This is a genomic window from Streptomyces sp. SID3343 (assembly GCF_009865215.1).
In the GTDB taxonomy this organism is placed as follows: Bacteria; Actinomycetota; Actinomycetes; order Streptomycetales; family Streptomycetaceae; genus Embleya.
In genome coordinates, this window is sequence record NZ_WWJX01000766.1 from 1 (window position 1) to 16,825 (window position 16,825).

19 protein-coding genes and 1 pseudogene are annotated in these 16,825 nt (G+C 68.3%); 10 read left to right on the forward strand and 10 right to left on the reverse strand.

Annotation, left to right across the window (positions count from 1 at the left end; all coding sequences use genetic code 11):
• Positions 1–363 precede the first annotated feature (363 nt).
• The 3 genes from GT354_RS23085 (at position 364) to GT354_RS23095 (ending at position 2,961) form a co-directional block, all read left to right on the forward strand.
• On the forward strand, positions 364–1,680 hold the full coding sequence (locus GT354_RS23085) for an IS630 family transposase (protein ID WP_161358284.1): 1,317 nt from the start codon (positions 364–366) through the stop codon (positions 1,678–1,680).
• Between the two features lie 134 nt (positions 1,681–1,814).
• Positions 1,815–2,000 (forward strand): hypothetical protein, encoded by a 186-nt coding sequence (locus GT354_RS23090; RefSeq protein ID WP_161358285.1) that lies wholly within the window; start codon positions 1,815–1,817, stop codon positions 1,998–2,000.
• A 61-nt stretch (positions 2,001–2,061) separates the two neighbouring features.
• A complete protein-coding gene (locus GT354_RS23095) occupies positions 2,062–2,961 on the forward strand; it encodes a helix-turn-helix domain-containing GNAT family N-acetyltransferase (RefSeq protein ID WP_161358286.1) in 900 nt (299 codons plus the stop codon).
• 745 nt (positions 2,962–3,706) lie between these two features.
• Here the strand turns inward: GT354_RS23095 and GT354_RS55875 are convergent.
• On the reverse strand, positions 3,707–3,835 hold the full coding sequence (locus tag GT354_RS55875; protein ID WP_272923869.1) for a hypothetical protein: 129 nt from the start codon (positions 3,833–3,835) through the stop codon (positions 3,707–3,709).
• Positions 3,836–4,301: 466 nt separating this feature from the next.
• Between GT354_RS55875 and GT354_RS23105 the strand changes: the two genes are divergently transcribed.
• Positions 4,302–4,706, forward strand: coding sequence for a DUF3592 domain-containing protein (locus GT354_RS23105; RefSeq protein ID WP_161358287.1), 405 nt, complete (start codon positions 4,302–4,304; stop codon positions 4,704–4,706).
• A gap of 320 nt (positions 4,707–5,026) precedes the next feature.
• Complete coding sequence (locus GT354_RS54385; RefSeq protein WP_237535363.1) at positions 5,027–5,458, forward strand: hypothetical protein; 432 nt, start codon at positions 5,027–5,029, stop codon at positions 5,456–5,458.
• Between the two features lie 284 nt (positions 5,459–5,742).
• Here GT354_RS54385 and GT354_RS23115 read toward each other — a convergent pair whose 3' ends face one another.
• Positions 5,743–6,825, reverse strand: coding sequence for a pentapeptide repeat-containing protein (locus GT354_RS23115; RefSeq protein WP_346012135.1), 1,083 nt, complete (start codon positions 6,823–6,825; stop codon positions 5,743–5,745).
• Positions 6,826–7,398: 573 nt separating this feature from the next.
• Between GT354_RS23115 and GT354_RS23120 the strand changes: the two genes are divergently transcribed.
• Positions 7,399–8,436 (forward strand): hypothetical protein, encoded by a 1,038-nt coding sequence (locus GT354_RS23120; protein WP_161358288.1) that lies wholly within the window; start codon positions 7,399–7,401, stop codon positions 8,434–8,436.
• A 40-nt stretch (positions 8,437–8,476) separates the two neighbouring features.
• On the opposite strand, the gene GT354_RS23125 is transcribed toward GT354_RS23120, so the two are convergent.
• Both GT354_RS23125 and GT354_RS23130 read right to left on the reverse strand, forming a co-directional pair.
• Positions 8,477–9,010, reverse strand: coding sequence for a hypothetical protein (locus GT354_RS23125; RefSeq protein WP_161358289.1), 534 nt, complete (start codon positions 9,008–9,010; stop codon positions 8,477–8,479).
• 97 nt (positions 9,011–9,107) lie between these two features.
• On the reverse strand, positions 9,108–9,320 hold the full coding sequence (locus GT354_RS23130; RefSeq protein ID WP_161358290.1) for a hypothetical protein: 213 nt from the start codon (positions 9,318–9,320) through the stop codon (positions 9,108–9,110).
• On the opposite strand from GT354_RS23130, the gene GT354_RS23135 reads away from it, so the two are divergent.
• Entirely contained in the window at positions 9,313–9,636 is a 324-nt protein-coding gene (locus GT354_RS23135; RefSeq protein ID WP_161358291.1) for a hypothetical protein, read from the forward strand. The two genes, GT354_RS23130 and GT354_RS23135, sit on opposite strands and share 8 nt — an antisense overlap.
• Here the strand turns inward: GT354_RS23135 and GT354_RS23140 are convergent.
• Positions 9,633–9,878 carry a hypothetical protein gene (locus tag GT354_RS23140; RefSeq protein ID WP_161358292.1) on the reverse strand — a complete coding sequence of 82 codons (246 nt, stop codon included), beginning with the start codon at positions 9,876–9,878 and terminating at the stop codon, positions 9,633–9,635. The two genes, GT354_RS23135 and GT354_RS23140, sit on opposite strands and share 4 nt — an antisense overlap.
• A 1,021-nt stretch (positions 9,879–10,899) precedes the next feature.
• Between GT354_RS23140 and GT354_RS23145 the strand changes: the two genes are divergently transcribed.
• The gene (locus GT354_RS23145) at positions 10,900–11,571 is read left to right on the forward strand and encodes a GIY-YIG nuclease family protein (protein WP_161358293.1); all 672 of its coding nucleotides are present in this window, start codon (positions 10,900–10,902) and stop codon (positions 11,569–11,571) included.
• A 67-nt stretch (positions 11,572–11,638) separates the two neighbouring features.
• Here the strand turns inward: GT354_RS23145 and GT354_RS52705 are convergent, their stop codons facing one another.
• The 4 genes and pseudogenes from GT354_RS52705 to GT354_RS23165 all read right to left on the reverse strand — a co-directional run.
• On the reverse strand, positions 11,639–12,292 hold the full coding sequence (locus tag GT354_RS52705; RefSeq protein ID WP_202512188.1) for a hypothetical protein: 654 nt from the start codon (positions 12,290–12,292) through the stop codon (positions 11,639–11,641).
• 856 nt (positions 12,293–13,148) lie between these two features.
• The gene (locus tag GT354_RS23155; protein WP_161358294.1) at positions 13,149–13,340 is read right to left on the reverse strand and encodes a hypothetical protein; all 192 of its coding nucleotides are present in this window, start codon (positions 13,338–13,340) and stop codon (positions 13,149–13,151) included.
• Between the two features lie 2 nt (positions 13,341–13,342).
• On the reverse strand, positions 13,343–13,510 hold the full coding sequence (locus GT354_RS23160; RefSeq protein WP_161358295.1) for a hypothetical protein: 168 nt from the start codon (positions 13,508–13,510) through the stop codon (positions 13,343–13,345).
• A gap of 45 nt (positions 13,511–13,555) precedes the next feature.
• Positions 13,556–13,936: pseudogene (locus GT354_RS23165) on the reverse strand (RHS repeat-associated core domain-containing protein); the annotation flags it as partial.
• Positions 13,937–14,317: 381 nt separating this feature from the next.
• On the opposite strand from GT354_RS23165, the gene GT354_RS55880 reads away from it, so the two are divergent.
• Together GT354_RS55880 and GT354_RS23170 are read left to right on the forward strand one after the other, a co-directional pair.
• Positions 14,318–14,440 carry a hypothetical protein gene (locus GT354_RS55880; protein ID WP_272923870.1) on the forward strand — a complete coding sequence of 41 codons (123 nt, stop codon included), beginning with the start codon at positions 14,318–14,320 and terminating at the stop codon, positions 14,438–14,440.
• Positions 14,441–14,909: 469 nt separating this feature from the next.
• The gene (locus tag GT354_RS23170; protein ID WP_161358297.1) at positions 14,910–15,578 is read left to right on the forward strand and encodes a class I SAM-dependent methyltransferase; all 669 of its coding nucleotides are present in this window, start codon (positions 14,910–14,912) and stop codon (positions 15,576–15,578) included.
• Here GT354_RS23170 and GT354_RS23175 read toward each other — a convergent pair.
• Positions 15,525–16,799, reverse strand: coding sequence for an MFS transporter (locus GT354_RS23175; RefSeq protein WP_161358298.1), 1,275 nt, complete (start codon positions 16,797–16,799; stop codon positions 15,525–15,527). The two genes, GT354_RS23170 and GT354_RS23175, sit on opposite strands and share 54 nt — an antisense overlap.
• Positions 16,800–16,825: the final 26 nt, after the last annotated feature.

Consider the following 16,825-nt stretch of genomic DNA (forward strand, 5'->3'; position numbering starts at 1 on the left):
CCTCAACCCGAGCAGATTGAAGACACTTCCTAGGACGCCTGGTTCACCGAACACGAGTCGACGAACGACCCGGTGCCGCAGCCTCGCGACGACACCGGAGAGAGGGGGCCCGAAACCGTCCCGAGACCCCCGTCGCCGTCCTGGCCCCGGGCGATCCGGGCCGTCCGCGCCTGGATCGCTCCCTGGATCGCGCTGCAACGCTACTGGCGGGCATGGTCGAACGCGCCCCCACCCACACAGTTACAAGCCCTGATGAACTCGGTCGGTCCAGGCCACGGCCTCCACCTTTACCTCCCGAACTAACAAACCACCGCTAGTGTGATGCGCCAGATTTTCCAGCTCTAAGTTGCTAGCGTCTTTGTCATGTCGCGTTCGGCGGAGTTCGTGTTGACGGAGGACGAGCGTGGCGAGTTGGAGCGCTGGTCGCGGGGTTCGTCGAGGTTGGCGGTGCGGGCGCGGATCGTGTTGCGGTGCGCCGAGCCCGACGTCGTGTACGCGCGGGTAGCCGCCGACCTGGGCGTGTCGGAGATGACGGTCGGCAAGTGGCGGAAGCGGTTCGCGCGGTCGCGGCTGGAGGGCTTGGAAGACGCGGGCCGATCCGGTCGGCCGAAGGCCGTCCTGGTGTTGACGGACGTCGAGCGTGCGCAGTTGACGCGGTGGGCTCGTCGGGCGAAGACCTCGCAGGCCTTGGCGCTCAGGGCCAGGATCGTCCTGGCCTGCGCGGACGAGGCGTCGAACAAGGAAGTGGCCGTTCGTCTGGGCACCACGGCGTCGATGGTGACCCGATGGCGGCGACGGTTCGTGGAGTCCCGACTGGAGGGCCTGGCCGACGAGTTGCGGCCGGGCCGACCGCCCTCGATCCTCCTCGACCGGGTCGAGGACGTCGTCGTCGCGACATTGGAAACCTCGCCGCGGGACGCCACCCACTGGTCGCGGGCCTCGATGGCGGAACGCACCGGCCTGTCGAGGTCGACGATCGGACGGATCTGGCGGCGGTTCGACCTCAAACCCCACGTCCGGGACACGTTCAAGCTCTCCACGGACCCGCAGTTCGTCGAGAAGGTCGTCGACGTCGTCGGGCTCTACCACCATCCGCCGGAGAAGGCCGTGGTGCTGTGTGTGGACGAGAAGTCCCAGGTCCAGGCGTTGGATCGCTCGCAACCGGTTCTGCCGATGATGCCGGGCATGCCGGAACGGCGCACCCACGACTACCAACGACACGGCGTGACGAGCCTGTTCGCCGCGTTCGACATCGAGGACGGCAGCGTCATCAGCTCGCTGCATCGTCGCCATCGGGCCGTGGAGTTCAAGAAGTTCCTGGTCAGGATAGACAAGGCCGTGCCGGCCGAACTCGACGTGCACCTGATCTGCGACAACTACGCCACCCACAAGACCCCCGCGATCAAGGCATGGCTGGCGCGGCACCCACGCTTCCACGTCCATTTCACGCCCACCGGCTCCAGTTGGATCAACCAGGTCGAGCGATGGTTCGGACATCTGACCGACAAGCTGATCCGCAGAGGCACCCACAGATCGGTCCAGGCCCTCGAAGCCGACATCCGTGAATGGATCCGGACCTGGAACGAGGACCCGAGACCGTTCGTCTGGAGCAAGTCCGCCGACGAGATCCTCAATTCCCTAGCGAAATATATCGCCAGAATTTCTGGCGCATCACACTAGCGCACCGACCACATCCACCACCGCACACTGGACCTGCATCGCTCCGCCCCCGGCCGACACCGCCGCGAGAGCACAGTGTGCGTCAACCGCGCGGACGTCCATTTCGGCCTGAACGCGCCAGGGCACCCGAACACGTGGTCGTTCGCAACGCGTGCTCGTCCGACCCGACCGTCGCCGCAGTGCCGTGCCCGTGGGGCGTCGAAACCGTGCCGCGCTCCAAGAAGTGGCACCGCGCCGACCTCGACGAGCGCCGGGGCCTGCCGGCCTGGGTGGGCAACCCGGCCGCAGCCGGGCCTCGCCGGCCGAGCTCCAAGCGGTGACCGCGGGCGCCTGATCACGCCTGCCTCGACCTCGCGCTCGTTACCTGACTAGAGTCAGAGAATGGATGCCGAGCAGATCGAGCGGGTACGGCGGTTCAACCGCACCGTCACCGAACGGGTGGGCGTGCTCCACGAACGCTATCTGGGGCGCGATCGGCCCATCGGCGAGGCTCGGCTGCTCTGGGAGATCGGCGAGCAGGGCCGGGACGTACGGCGGCTGCGCGAGCGCCTCGGGCTCGACTCGGGATATGTCAGCCGTCTGCTGCGCTCCCTGGCGACCGACGGACTGGTGACAGTGGAGCCGCACCCCCGGGACAGACGGGTGCGTACCGTCCGGCTCACCGACGCAGGCCGTGTGGAGCGCGCCACGCTCGACGGCCGCAGCGACGAGTTGGCCGGCTCGCTGCTGGAGCCGCTCAACACCGACCAGCGCGCGCGGTTGGTCGCCGCCATGGCCGAGGTGGAGCGGCTGCTGACTGCGGCGACGGTCACGCTGGACGCCGTCGACCCGGACCACCCCGACGCCCGGCACTGCTTGGAGTCCTACTTCAGCGAGCTGCAGGAAAGCTTCGACACCGGCTTCGACCCCGAGCGGAGCCTGCTGCCCGACGCGGGCGAACTCCGGCTGCCGCACGGCCTGTTCCTGGTCGCCCGCTTGCACGGTGAACCCGTCGGGTGCGCCGGCCTGAAACTCCCGCCCCGCGCCCCCGGCGAGATCAAGCGCATGTGGGTCGCACCCCACACCCGGGGCCTGGGCCTCGCCCGCCGGCTGCTGACCGAACTGGAGGCACGGGCGGCCCGGCACGGCCACGACGTACTGCGCCTGGACACCAACAAGGCGCTCGACGCCGCGATCGGCCTGTACCGCTCCCACGGCTTCCGCGAGGTCGCCGCCTTCAACGACGAGCCCTACGCCCACCATTGGTTCGAGAAGCCGATCGCCGGACCAGCGTCGGGGTAGAGCCCGCGCGAGTCGGCCGGTACAGCGGCGGCGACCGAGCTGAGTCGGAGGCCGCCCTCGCGCCGGCCCGCGAGTTCAAGGCCCACGCCCCGCACTGCCGGGTAATTTTGGCGGTGTACGAGATGAAGAGGCTGGGACGGGACGCGCCGGAACTGACGGCCCCGTCCGACCACTTGACCGCCCACGGTCTGGTGCCGGAGATGCTCGCCGGGCCGCTGCCCGGGACCCACGGCCCCACCGGGCCGGGCGCATCCTGTCAACAACACCGGTTGCCTGCCCGGCCCCACCTGCACCGGGTCCGACGGCCTGTGGGGACCGGGCTGGGCGAACAACCCGGCCAACCCCAACTACCCCCCGAACCGCACCCCGTTCCTGGCATACACCTACGCCGACGCCGCGCACCCGAGCGACTGGCCCTACCAGGAACGAGTGGGGCCGTGTCGCGGGCATCGGGTGACGGCGCGGGCGTCCAAGGTTCGGTCCACCGCGCGGAGTTCGGTCGGGTGGGCCTTGCGGGGCATCGGGAACACGTCCGGTCCGACGACCGGAGCGTGTGGTCGCCCCGCTCGCGGTCGTCGTGGCGGGGATCGGTCATGTGTTCGATGGGCAAATTCGCGGCCGGTCCCGGGCCGCCTTCGACTCGCGGTCGCGTACGAGTTGTCGCAGGGGCCTTTCGCGGCCCTCGGGGACGTGGTCGCTTCGCACGGTAGGCGTACGGTCCGAGGATGGGGACCGTGCTCGCGGGTCAGCCGTAGGTGAAGAACAGTGCCCACGTCACGTGGTTGTAGCCGCACGCCGACCGGTCGTACGTCCACAGGCCCTGGTCGACGCCCCTGGCGCGCGTCGACTCGCACGAGAAGGCAACCTCGCCCACCGTCCACGGGTTTTCCCAACGGAACCGACCATCCGTCCCGGATCCTGCAAATCCACAAGCCACCGGCCGGACAAAGCCGAGCAAGACACCAAAACCCAGGACACACAGCCAAGATCCAAAGTCCCAGATCCTGCAAATCCAATGGTCAACGCATGATCAATTCGACAAGTTCTTTCAAAACAGCCGGGACGGAGCAACCGCCGGATCACGTTCAGGCCAATCTCCAGGACGGCCGGCACGCGCTCGCGCGAAGGCTTCCACGGCCGGACAGGCCGGCGTCACCAGCACAGCATCGAGAACCGGAAAGCGGCCTGAAGCACCTTCAGCCTCTGACAGCCCGTCCCGGCAACCGGCAGCAGACGGCCGAAATCGTGCGCTCGGCAAGAGCGCCGGAACCACGGCACGGGAACAACGCGTATCTCTTGCCATGGACAATGCCTCTGGGTACAGCGCCCCGTACGCCTTCATGATCCCGCTGATCCTCGGTTCGTTTGTTCTGATCATCGGAGTGCGGAACATTGGCAAGACCAGAAAACTGCGGCGAACCGGAGCAATGGCGAACGGGGAGGTTATCCGTCATAGCCACAGCTCCAGCGACAGTGGACAGAAATTGCACTCCCCCATTGTGGCGTGGCAGACCCCTGAAGGCAGCGAACATGAATACTGCCCCAGCATGCACAGGAGCGGGAAGGGCCGCTTCAAGCTGGGCACCCGTGTGGTGATCTACTACGATCCGGCCGATCCTGACCGCGCCATTCTCAAGGGCTACGACGGAGGCTTCGGCTATTGGCTCTTCGCGGTATTCGGCGCCGTGGTATTCGGCATCGGGTTGTTCCTTCTCGCAACGGTGCCCCAGGGTGGCTCTTTTTAGCAAAGCAGGGCCTGCGCCGCCGTCCGGCCCGGGGGCGGCCCCGGGTCCCCTCACGCGGGCGCTTCGCCGGCACCGGGTGCGTCCGCACTGCGAGCCCTGCAAAGTCTCGAACGGCCGCGACGTCGCGGTGATCGCCCATCCCCCGGGTCAGGAAATCCGGTTCGACTGGACGGAGTTGCCCGATCCGCCCGAGCAGTCGGGAGCCGCGAACACACCCATCTGTTGGTCGGCGCGCTCGCGCATTCGAGTCGGTGGCGGGCGGTGATCGCCGAATCCAAGGACTTCCCGCACTTGGTCCAGGTTCACAAGCCGGGTGGGGGATGCTGGTGACGCGCCGGCTCGGCGAGGACTACCTCCACATCGTCACGGCCGGCCGGGCCGTGGCCGCCCGCCATCACCGCGTCCCGCGCGGAGGGGGGCAGAGCATCCGCGACGCCGGCCATGTGATCGCCCTGGAACGCGCGGTGTTGGAGTCGTTCACCGACCGCGAGCCCTGCCGGACCAAGATTCGGCGCCCGCTCGCCCAAGCCGCCCTGGAGGAGGCCGACCGCCTGCGGAACGCAAGTTCCGGGGCGAGTTCGGCCAAGCGTGTGGTGATCGACATGTCCGCCTATACCGCCGACCGCCGTGGTCAGGGCGGCGATCAGCCGGGCATGGCGACGTCGGCGGGCAGGCAGGTCCAGGCGGGCGGGAATCGCGGTCACTCACGCACCATGCCGCGCCGCATCCGCCGGTGCCTCCCGTTCTCGTGAACATCACCCCAGCCGATCGGCAGGCGCCTCCCGGCGTCATGACGAACCGACTTCACAGCTCATGATCAAAGCCACGCGGACGCGGTGCGCGGGTGCGTGCGGGCGGTCAGGGCATGTCGCCGGACCAGTGCAGGCGGCCGTCCGGCGGGGTCGCGTGGTCGTACATCGACCGGCCGCCGGCGTAGTGCCCGTAGGTGGCGATCAGGGCCACGCCGTGCGGATACGGCGGTTGCCGGTCATCGATTCCGTTGGTCAGGGACTCGTGGTCCTTGTGGGGGCAAGTGTCAACCCCGCCGGTACGGGGATCCCGGCCGCAAACGACAAGCCGGGCGGGCAGCTCCCCGACGCGCCGGAGAAGTCGACTGTGCCCCCGGAAAATTGTGCGCCGACGAAGCCGATCGCGCCGCCGGAGAACTCCGCGCCAGAGAAGTCGACCGCGCCACCGGAGAACTCCGCGTTGACGAAGTCGACCCTGCCGCCGGAGAGCCGCCGGAGAACTGTGCGTGGGTGAAGCCGACCCTGCCGCCGGAGAACTGCGCGCGGGAGAAGACGACCGCGCCGCCGGAGAACCTCGCGCCGACGAAGTCGACCGCACTGCCGGAGAACTGCGCGCGGGAGAAGTCGACCTTGCCGCCGGTGAATTGTGCGCGGGTGAAGTCGACGGTACCGGTGAGGCCGGTGGTGGGGTCGGCGGTGAAGACGGCTTGGGTGAAGTCGCCGCCGTCGAAGACGACGTCGGTGAAGTCGAGGTCGTGGCCGCGCCAGGAGTGAGGGTTGGTGGCGGGGTCCAGGCGTAGGTGGTCGCGGACGAGGCGGATGACGGTGTGGCGCACCTGGCGCAGGGCGAGGTACTCGTGGTGGGCGATGGTGTCGCCGGCGGGCAGGGCGGTCTCGGGGGTGTAGGGCAGCCGGAGGTAGGCGCACAGGACGTCGATGCAGGCTTGACGGAGGTTGGTGGTGGTGGGGGCGTCGTCGGCGAGGCCGGTGAGGGCATGGACGCCGCCGAGGCGGACGGCGGGTGATTCGTGGCCGAGTTGGGTGACGGCGGTGGTGAAGCGTTCGGTGTGCAGGGGGGTGGCTTCGCGTAGTGCGGCTTCCTCGTCGACGCGTTGGCGTCGGTAGGCGACGACGAGGGCGCCGGCGCCGGCGACGACACCGAAGGAGAGCTTCACGAGGTCGAAGAGGGTCTTCGAGGACAGTCGGCGTTCGTGTTCCAGGCCCTGGGCGTCGAGGAGGTTCCAGGTGACGGCGAACACGGCTGCGGCGATCAGCACGGCACCGGTGAAGACGAGGGCCAGGACGGGTCCCACGGGCCACAACCGCAGCCCACGACGCCCGGGCGCGCGACGCAACGGGAGAGGACTCATATCCGGGCCTTCCGTTGTCCGCACGGGGGCCCACCGACCGGCTCGGCACCGGTCGTGCCGTCGGGAGACGGGGGGGTCGTCCTGACCCGTCCCGTACCAACGGCGGGGGTAGGCAGGGGTGTTGTCGGTCATGGTCGCGACCGTACGCGCCGGGCCCAGCCGGCGTGGACGGATTGGTATTCTCTCGTCACCCACGACCACAAGTCGGGTCTGTGGCTGATGGAAGGGCTCTACTTCAAGGGCGCCGAGGACGAGGACGGCACCAAGATCCCCGCAGGCGAACTCCGGCACGACCCCTGGGTCGTGATCGAGATCGTCTCCCGGGCCATCGCCGTGATGGAACGGCTCCCCCCGTCCGCTGGTCTTCCCGAGGTCGATCGACCCCCACACCCGCCAGTGGGCGAACCAGAAGCGCCGGGGAGGCGCCCGCACCGGCCACGGCATCGTCAAGGACCTGACTGCCTTCGTGGCCTGGGTCAACACCCACTGCGAGGCGCTGGGACGCCGCCCGGACGCGATCCCTGCCGACGAGCACGGATCGCTGGCACCCAGCCGATTCCGGCGCACGTTGGCGTGGTTCATCCGCCGTCGGCCGCAGGGCTGATCGCCGCCTCGATCCAGTACGGCCATGCCCATATTCGGATGCTCCAGGGCTATGCTGGGACGTTCGAGTCCGGCTTTCCCGACGAATTCTCCTTCGAGGACTGGCTGTTCCGCATCGAGGGCCTGGCCGAGGACGAGCAGAAGCTCGCCCACGGCGAGCACGTCAGCGGCCCGGCTGCCGATGCCTATCACTTTCGGGTGACAGCGGCGAGTCGTGAGTTCGCCGGCCGCGTCCTGACCAGCGAGCGCCAGGCCCGCGACCTCGTCGGCAACCCGCTCCTGCAGATCCACCACGGCCAGGGCATGACCTGCGTCCTCAACCCGGCCACCGCCGCCTGCCGGCTCCGAGGGACGGCCGACGGCCCGATGGTCACCCCCGACCTGAACGACTGCCGCCCCAAATGCCCCAACCTGGTTCGCACCGACCGCGACATCGAGCACGTCCGCGAGCAGGCGGCCGGCCTCGCCGAGATCGTCGCCAACCCCCCTCGCCCCACCACTGCGACACGAGCGTGGCCGACACGAGCTCGACCGGTTGAGGCGGATCATCGATGCGCACCAGCAAGGAGCCGCCGACCTATGACGAAGATTCCGCTCAACGGCGAGACCGACCCGACCCGCCGGGCGATCATCACCGCAATGAACCGGCTCCTCGCGGGAACCCCGCAGCGGTCCAACGGCCGGCTCAACATCACCCGGCCGGCCATCGAAGCCGACCTCAAGCGCCGGCACCTCACCCACCAGCACCCCGACCTCAAAAACCTCTCCCAAGAGCAGGTCGCCAAGAGCGAGGCCCAACGGCGGAGCCACGTCCGGTCCGCCGACACCTTCGAGGAGCTCAAGAGGAAGCACATCGACCTTCAGGCCCACTGCCGGTTTCTGGAGGCGCGGCTCCAGAACTACGCGACCGCTCTCGATCTGATGGCGCTGGAGAACACGGCGCTGTCCGGCCGGGACGCCGAGGCGGCCAAGGTCCGGGTCATGCCACGGCGGCCGCACATGCCATGAGATCGCCGACGCAAGGAGGTTCCTCTTGGTCGGGTGCTCTTCAGAGTGAATCCCACCAGCGCAAGGAGGTGTCGGTCGGCGCCTCAGGGCTCCCGAAGTGGAACGGCACCCCGAATCGCTCCGCAAGGGCCCGCCCAACGGTGCTCGCATCCTCCGCCTCCGGCCAGGGCGGCACTTCGCCATTGAACAAGCGCAAGTCTCCGCCGTATTGGACCAGCGCAAGATCGTGCTCGGCGTTCGGCGCGGTCATGACGGCAAGGAGGCGGACGAACCATCCCTCGGTATCTCCGTCCCACACGGCCTCGATCGCGGCCGGCCGACGGGGAAGCCCTCTGACCTTGGCGGTCAGCGCGTCGAGGTTCAAAGGTGCGGTCGGGACACGGGGAACACGCAACAGCCCCAGTGCAGCACAGCGCTCCGTGACCAGGTCCATGCACTCATGAATGCCCGGCACGGGCTGCGGGGAGGCGTCCCGGATGGCCTTGATCGCTTGAACGTGGTGCTTCTTCGCCAGAAGGGCATCTATGCGGTCCTGCGCTCCGGCGGGCAGAGCGCCCCACACTGGGTTTTCCATAGCCGTATTCAAGCGTGAGGACCACCCAGAGGGGCAACACCATTGTTGCTCGGACGGCGGACCTGTTCGGCGGCCTGAGCTGCGAACTCTCTCGGTTCTACGCACCAACTGGCGTGAGCAGTATGGCGGGATAACAGCCGGCATGGTTCCTCAACTTGCCCGAATAGGCGCGGAGTTCGGTATCGCGTGCTTCTCCGGCGGCGGATTCGACGGGCTCGCCGACAAGCACGACGCCGCCATGCGGGCGGCCGCCACCGGAATGAAGTCGTGCATCCTGCATCTGGGCGACTACGACCAGAGCGGTGAACACCTGTTCGCCTCGCTCGCCGAGGACGTCATCGCGTTCGCGGCGGCCGCCGGCGCCGAAGTGGAGTTCGAGCGGGTCGCCGTCAACCGCAGAGCAGGTCGCCCTCTACAACCTGTCGACCGCGCCGCCCAAGCCCACCGACCGGCGGTCGTTCTCCGGCACCGCCACCACCCAGGCCGAGGCCCTGCCGCCCGACATCCTGGCGGCCATCGTTCGCCAGGCCATCGAGGCTCGCCGCGACCCGGCGGTCCACCAACGGACCCTGGAGCGCGAGGAGATCGAGCGCCAAGCCGTGCGCGAGAGGCTGGGGCGGGGCTAGCCGGCGCCGATCTCGGCCGGAGTTCCCTCGGTCTCCAACTCGGAGATCCTGCGATCCATCTTCTTGTCCTCGGCGTACTTGCGGTACTTGTTCACCCCGTATGCCACCCCCGAGGCCGCAGCGCAGAAGGCCATGTACGTGACCGCCGACTTCTGCCCCTGCGCCCGGTAGAACGCCCTCAGAGCATCGGGGCCGCCGCGTTCTCCCGCTTCCTGAGTAAGCCTCGTCCAGGCGTTGCCCATGCGTCATTCCCATCTCCGAGGCAGCCGTCGGCTCCGCGCCGCTCCGGTTGATGACAGCTGCGGCACCCGCCGTCGGCTGGATACTACTGGCCTCCGGTGCCCGCTGACCGCCACTTCGCGCACCTGGGGAAGCGGCAGGTGCTGTGCGCCACCGAGAGCCGAGTTCACGAATCCTGAAACCAGTGGTGGCCGCGATGTCAGTGGTCAATGAGGTCCTCCCGCTGAGCACCGATGTGCTGACGGGAGGTCAGGATGGCGATGGGACGCCTGCGGAAGGACTCGCGCGATCCGGTCGTGATCACCCGGGGGCGATGAGCCACTGGCGGTGTCGGCGCGACGTGTGCGGGCGGGAGGTGAAGGCCCGGTACTCCAACGTGAAGCGCGGTGTCGGGATCTGCCGGTGGTGCGCGCCGAACGCCCCGGCCCGACCCCGCAGACGCCGCCGCCCTGATGCGTACGGCAGGGTTGGAGCCCCTGGGGCCTTGCCCAGGCACCGACACTCCGTGGCCGTGTCGTTGCACGGCCTTCGGCGCCACCGTGACGCCGACCCACGGGTCCATCAAGCAGGGCCAGGGCGGGTGCCGGCCTTGCTCCCGCAAGAAGGCCGGGGTGGGCATCCGTCAGGCATGGGCCCGCCGCCGGGAACTGCCCCGAACCGACGGCGAGCAGGCCGCCACCGAGCTCCAGATGTTCGGTCTGACACCGCTGGAGTCATACCCGGGCCCGGCCGGGCCGTGGGCCTGCCGTCACGACACCTGCGGTCGCGACGTCGAGATCCCGACAACCTGCGCCGCGGCCTACGGGCATGCCCGTACTGTCCACCTGCACCGGACGGACGTCGTCGCCGGCCGGCGGACGAGGCCGAGGCCCTCATGCGCGCCGCCGGCCTGGAGCCACTGGAGCGCTACTCCGGCCACCGCCGGCAGGCGTGGCGCTGCCAGTGCACCGGCTGCGGAAGCGAGACCCACCGTCCCTCGGGGGCATCCTGGCAGATCAAGGGGGCTGCCGACGCTGCGCCGACATGAGAGCGGCCGAGGCCAGGAAACCCGACTCCGAGGTCGCGACCGCCGACATGCGCGCGGCCGGACTGGAGTTCCTGGAGCCCCTGGAGCCGTACGCTACCTCGACGACTCCGTGGCGGTGCCGCTGCACGACCTGCGGCAGCGAGGTCTCGCCGACGCTCATGAAGATCCGCACCGGCGGGGGTTGCCGGTTCTGCGCCGGCCACGGCTTCGACCTCACCGCCCCCGCCCGCGTCTACGTCATGCAGCATCACCAGCACAACGCGGTCAAGGTCGGAATCGGCGGCACCGCTGGCCGCAACGAACGGGTCAACCACTACCGCCGATCCGGCTGGGTACTCGCCCGGGACTGGCACTTCGCCACCGGCATCGAGGCCCACGCCGTCGAGCAAGCCGTCCTCCAGCACCTGCGTGAAGCCGGCCACGACCCCTACCTCAACCGGGGCACCATGCCGAACGGCTGGACCGAGACCTTCGACGCGGACCTCGTCGCCCCCACCACGCTCGCCGCGATCGTCGAGACCACCATCGAACGCCTCGCCGGAACGCAGACGCCCGCGGACCATCCTGCGGCCCGAGCGCTGGAGTGTCCGCTCAGGCACTGCCGCTTCCCAGCGACGGCCATCGGCCAACAAGGCCGGCCGCGACCAACTCCTCCTGTTCTGAGATGAGTGGTTGCCACGGCCGTGGGCGGTGCCGCGATCGGCACTGCCCTCCCCCGCTCCCTCCCGATGACCTCTACTGCTCCGGATCGTCAGCAGGGCGGTAGACAGCTCGATCGGCGTTGACGCGCTGGAGGATGCCGTCCGCGGCGAGGTCGCGCAGGATCTGCCGGGCGCGCTTCTCGTCGACGGCGTGGCCGATCTCGTGGAGCGCGGCGACGGAGCGCTGCGCGTCCCACTCTCCGCCCTCGCCGGTGATCGCCTCGGCGAGGCAGTCCTTCTGGCCGGCGAGCTCGCCCTGCTGGTGGGTGGCGACAGCGACCTGGAATGCGGGAAGGGCATCAGTGCGGATGCGGTAGCCGGCGACCTTTCCGAAACCGGGGCCTTCGGCGAGGACTGGCGAGACCTGGTCCGCGATCCACCAGTCGCGACGGACGCCGCGCTTCAGCGCGGCCTTGAACGCGCCGCTGCTGCCCGTGAGCTTGCCCTCGCCATGCGGACCGCGCAGAACATCGGCCGGCACATAACCGTCCTCACGGCTGGCTGCCTCGCGCAGAATGCGCTGCGCGGTGGCCGGAAGGGAGAGGTAGTAGCGGGAGGCCGTCTCCGGGTCGGCCCAGTCGGTGGCCGGTCCGGTGGCCTTCAGGCTGCCGGCGTGTTCGCCGAGCAGGGCCAGGAGAGCCTTCTGGAAGGCGGGATCGGGGTCTTCGACAATCAGGTGGAGCTTCACGTCATTCCCTTGCCGGAAGAGGCGAGTAAGAGCGCGCCTTGCGAGCAGAAGCATAGAGGGATGGCACTCGCCAAGAAAGCCCTTAATCTCGCTATCTTCGCTCTCAAAGACGAGATGCGTCGAGGGCGCCGCCGCGCAACAGAGTCAGGGAAAGGGCCGTGGCGCGCGTCCGGGGTGAACCTCCCGGCGAGCCCGTGCACCACAGGTGTTGCACCGGATATGGTCGCCCCGACCGCTTCTGAGCTGCGTGAACCCTTACCGCACGCTCGTGACGCCCCGGAGAAACATCGGCGACTTCGACAGCAGCGGCGAGGACGTCGAGCGGGACTGGGTCGCGCGGACGGGGTGTTGGGCGCGTACGGAGCGGGTGCTGCTCACCGATGAACAGGTGAGGGCGTACGAACTGCCCGCCACCGAAGGCAAATGCGGCGACCCGCGATGGCCGGCGTTCGCCGCACGCCACGGCATCGACGTCGACCACCCCGTCCGATGGGAGGTCGAGGCGCCGGCGCCCACCGAGCTCCGCCGCCTGGTCCTGGCCGCCGTCGAACCGTCATCAACCCCGCGACGCCCTGGCCGACGTCGTCGCCAAGGAGGACAGGCAACGGCGGGAGTTGCTCGCCTTCCTGGCCCGGCGGCTCGTGACGTTCGACCGGTCGCGCGCCGTCAGGCGCCCCCCACATGGGGGTGTGAGGGGAGCCGGCGTGCACAGGACAAGCGGGTGCGCGTGCCGTCGGACCGTGGCCCACCTCTCGTCGTATCCGCGCGGGGGCGTGGGCACGTGCAGCGAGCGCGCCGTCTGCGACTGGGCCCGGCACGTGGACCGGTTCGTCCACGTGCCGGGCGAGAGGAGCTGTCAAACCAGTCGGCCCACGATCGCGAAGGCGCCGACGGCGAACAGAATCACGCCGGTGGCCACGAACGTGAATCTGCTCCTACGGGGGGACAGGCCACGCGAGGATCGTGCCGCGTCGGCGCCCAGTCGGGGTCCGAGCCAGGCCGACACGATTCCGAATACGCACGCCATGAGGCCGAAGACGATGATCATGTCTACCCCTGCGTCCGGTTGCGGCGGCGGTACCGCAGATACAGCGGAATCACGACGGCCGTGGCCACCACCCACGCGATCAGGAAGACGACCAGGAGCCATCCCGGTCCTTGACGGCCGGCAAGCAGCATTCCGTCCTCGACTCGGGCCGAGGTGGTCGCGACGTCCATGAGGGTCCTCCCGAGGCTAGTCGATGACCTGTGTGTATTCGACGCTTATGCCGCAGTACGGGGTGCTCGCCTTGGTGCCGAACGCGCCGCCGTACGACCAACTGCCACTGTTCGAGCGGAGACGCTTGCCGGGCCCGCCGAGCACTTGCCGCCGGCCCCCCAGCCGTCACTGACGTTGCCCGTCGAACCCTCGGCTCCGGCGCCTACTCCCGGCAGGCCGATTCCCGGACTCGGGGTGATGCCGACCTTGCCGTGATGGTCCACGGAGGCGCTCAAGCCGAGGCAGACGCCGAAGCAGGCTTCCCCTCCGATCTTGAGCGACCACGTTCCGGTCGGGTCCGCCCGGTTGATCGGGTCGCCCGCCGCGTAGGCGTACCCGTTGGCCTCGCGGCCTGCGGGGTCGGACTGAGTGAAGCGGCCCACCGTGGGGTCGTAAGCGGGCTCCGGTGGTGTCGAGGTAGGTGCTCGTGTAGCGGAGTGGGTTGGGAACTGCCTCGGTGGTGGTGCGGGCGTTGCCGTACGGGTCGTACGTGTAGGTGTTGACCTTGTTGCCGAGCTTGTCCGTCATCGCGATGACGGAGCCCTGGGCATCGGTGAGGTAGTAGTAGTAGTGGGCTTCGCCGGCGCTCATGGCTGTGAGGCTGCCCGAGGGTTCGCGGACGAATCCGGTCTCGACACCGTTGTCCACGGTGGCGGTCAGGCCGAGGGGGGCCGGCGTAGAACGTCGTGGCACCGGAGGTCAGGCGTTCACCGTTGGTGGTGCCGGCGTAGGTGTTGTTCGTGGTGGTGGATCCGCGGGTGAGGGCGGTGAGTTGGTCGAAGTCGCCGTACGTCTCGCCGGTGCGGGGCAGGCCGCCGCCGGCGGCGGTCTCGTTGCCGTTCGCGTCGAAGGTCCAGCCGCTGGTCGACGTCTGGTTCGCGGCGTTGTAGGTGTAGGTCGTGCCCGCGGAGCCGCACGCGGTGGTCGTGGTGGAGGTGGCGGTGAGGTTCCCGGCCTTGTCGTAGTAGTAGAGCCACGCGGCGAGTTGGGTGTTCGCGAACGAGACACCGAAACACACGATGCGCCACATGAGGAAAAACCACGCATCCCTCATGCTTCGCCGGTACCCGGCAAAGCCTGGCGAAGGGTGTGGACTCTTGGCTGGTTGTTTCCTGTTTCCCGGTTCCTGTGCTGCATTCGTCTATTCGGGTGATGCAGGCGACCCGCCGGCGCGCATGCTCGCCGAGTACGGCGGTCGAGTGTTTCGGACGGCCGGCCGACGTGTCCGGGATGCGAAGCCTGATTCGGAAAGGGTTCACGAAGACGGTGAAGATCGAAAAAATGGAGGTGTTGGAATTCGTGTCGAACTGCGAGAGCATGTACTCCGGAAGTGTTGGCCACGATCCGAGGAGCGTTTGCGTGACGGACTGGAATCAGTTGCTGACCGACGAGCAGTTCATCGCCCGCCATCCCGAGGGAAACTTCTACCGTTTCCTCGGAAAAGTCGAGGACCTTCATTCCGTTCGACCGCTGCGCGCGTGGGACCTGTGCTGTGGGGCCGGACGCCACACTGTTGCCATGGCCCACCGGGGGTGGGAGGTGTATGCCTCCGACGGCGCAGAGACAGGCATAGAGGAAACCGTGCGATGGTCGACCTCGGAGGGCTTGGAGAAAAGGGTTCGAACCGCGGTCGCGGACATGGTGGAATGTCCCTGGCCGAACATCGATTTCCATGCCGTCGTTTCGTGGGATGCCATCCATCACAACACGGTGGACAAGACGCGCAGGACAGTGGAGAACGTTCTGGCTCATCTGGTACCAGGCGGCCTGTTCCTCGGCTCCGTCGCCGGTGACAAAGCTTGGAAGAACGGCCACGGCGAGGAGATCGAGCCTGGGACATTCATTGCCGACGTGGGTGCGGACATCGGTGCGACACATCACTTCTACACTCTCGCCGAAGTCGAGGCATTGCTCGAAGGTTTCGAGATCGCAGTCGTCGGCGAATATATGCGTTACGCGAAGGACGATCGGCAGCTAAACCCGTTCGGGTCCACGACGTGGCGATTCGTCGCCCGCCGGCCGGTGTGATTCCTCGCCGCGCTCGTAAAGTGGCGATCTGAGCAGGTGTGCGAACGCGATCGCCAGGCACAGCAGAAAGGCACCGGACCACAGAATGGTGGGTCCGGCGCTCTGGAAAACGAGCTGGCCGATCGGGGCCCCGACGACCAATCCGAGATTCCACGAAAACGAGTAGGCACCCTGATAGGACGCTGTCCGTCCGGCGGGCGCGTGATCCGCGATGAAAGCGGAAGCCATGGGTACTTGCAGAATCTCCCCGAGAGTCCATACGGACACGCACAGCAGGTACCCGGGCGTGCTTGCCACAAGGATGTTGAGCCCGAATCCGACACCGACGAGTCCGGCGGCGGCAACGAACGATCGATGTCGAAGACGACGGGCCACCGGTCCCGAGAGCGGCTGCAGCACGACTACCAGTACTCCGCTGAAAGCCAGCACCAGGCCGATGCGACCGGGTGAGAGCCCGTTGTGCCGCATGTCCAACGGAAGCGCCCCCTGCTTTTGCATGTAGACGCAGGACAGCAGGAACGAGAGCAGGACGAAACCGCCCACCGTTCGCGACGAGAACGGCTCGAGGAGATCCCGAACGGCTCCGCGGACACCGCGGCGTTCGTCTCGTCGCACCGGCGCGATCTCGGGCAGCGCCAGGGACAGGGCGGCGTAGACCGCGGCGCCGACGGCCGTCAGAGCGAACAACGAGGCCGGAACCGCCTGCAGCAGGAGCCCCGCCAGGAGGGGTGCGAACGACGCACCGATGTTGTGCGCCCAGTAGAGCAAGCCGTACGCGCGTGTCCGTTGCGGCGGCGCCACGAGTGCCACGACCAGGGCGGACGACGCCGGCCGATGGATCGCCGAGAGAACACCGATGAGGAACACGAGCCCCACGACCAGTTGGAGGTCGCGGCTCACCACGAGGGCGAGGGCCGTCGCGAGCGCGAGTAGTTGCGAGGCCATGATGGTCCGTCGCGGGCCGATCCGGTCGGCGAGCACGCCACCGATCAGTGCGGCGCTCACCGAACCCGCGCCGTACACGCTCAGGGTGAGGGCGACCGCGGAACCGGTGGCCAAGCGCTGGTCCGTGAGGTAGAGCGCGAGAAACGCGGGCGCCAGCAGCCCGAGCCGATTGACCACCGTTCCGGCCCACAAAACCCAGAACCGACCGGGCAATCGCCTCGGTTGGCTCTCCGTCGCGCTGGGGCCGTCCACAGGGGTCTCACCGTTCTTGTCCAAGTCCCGTCTCCAAGTCCCTTCTCGAA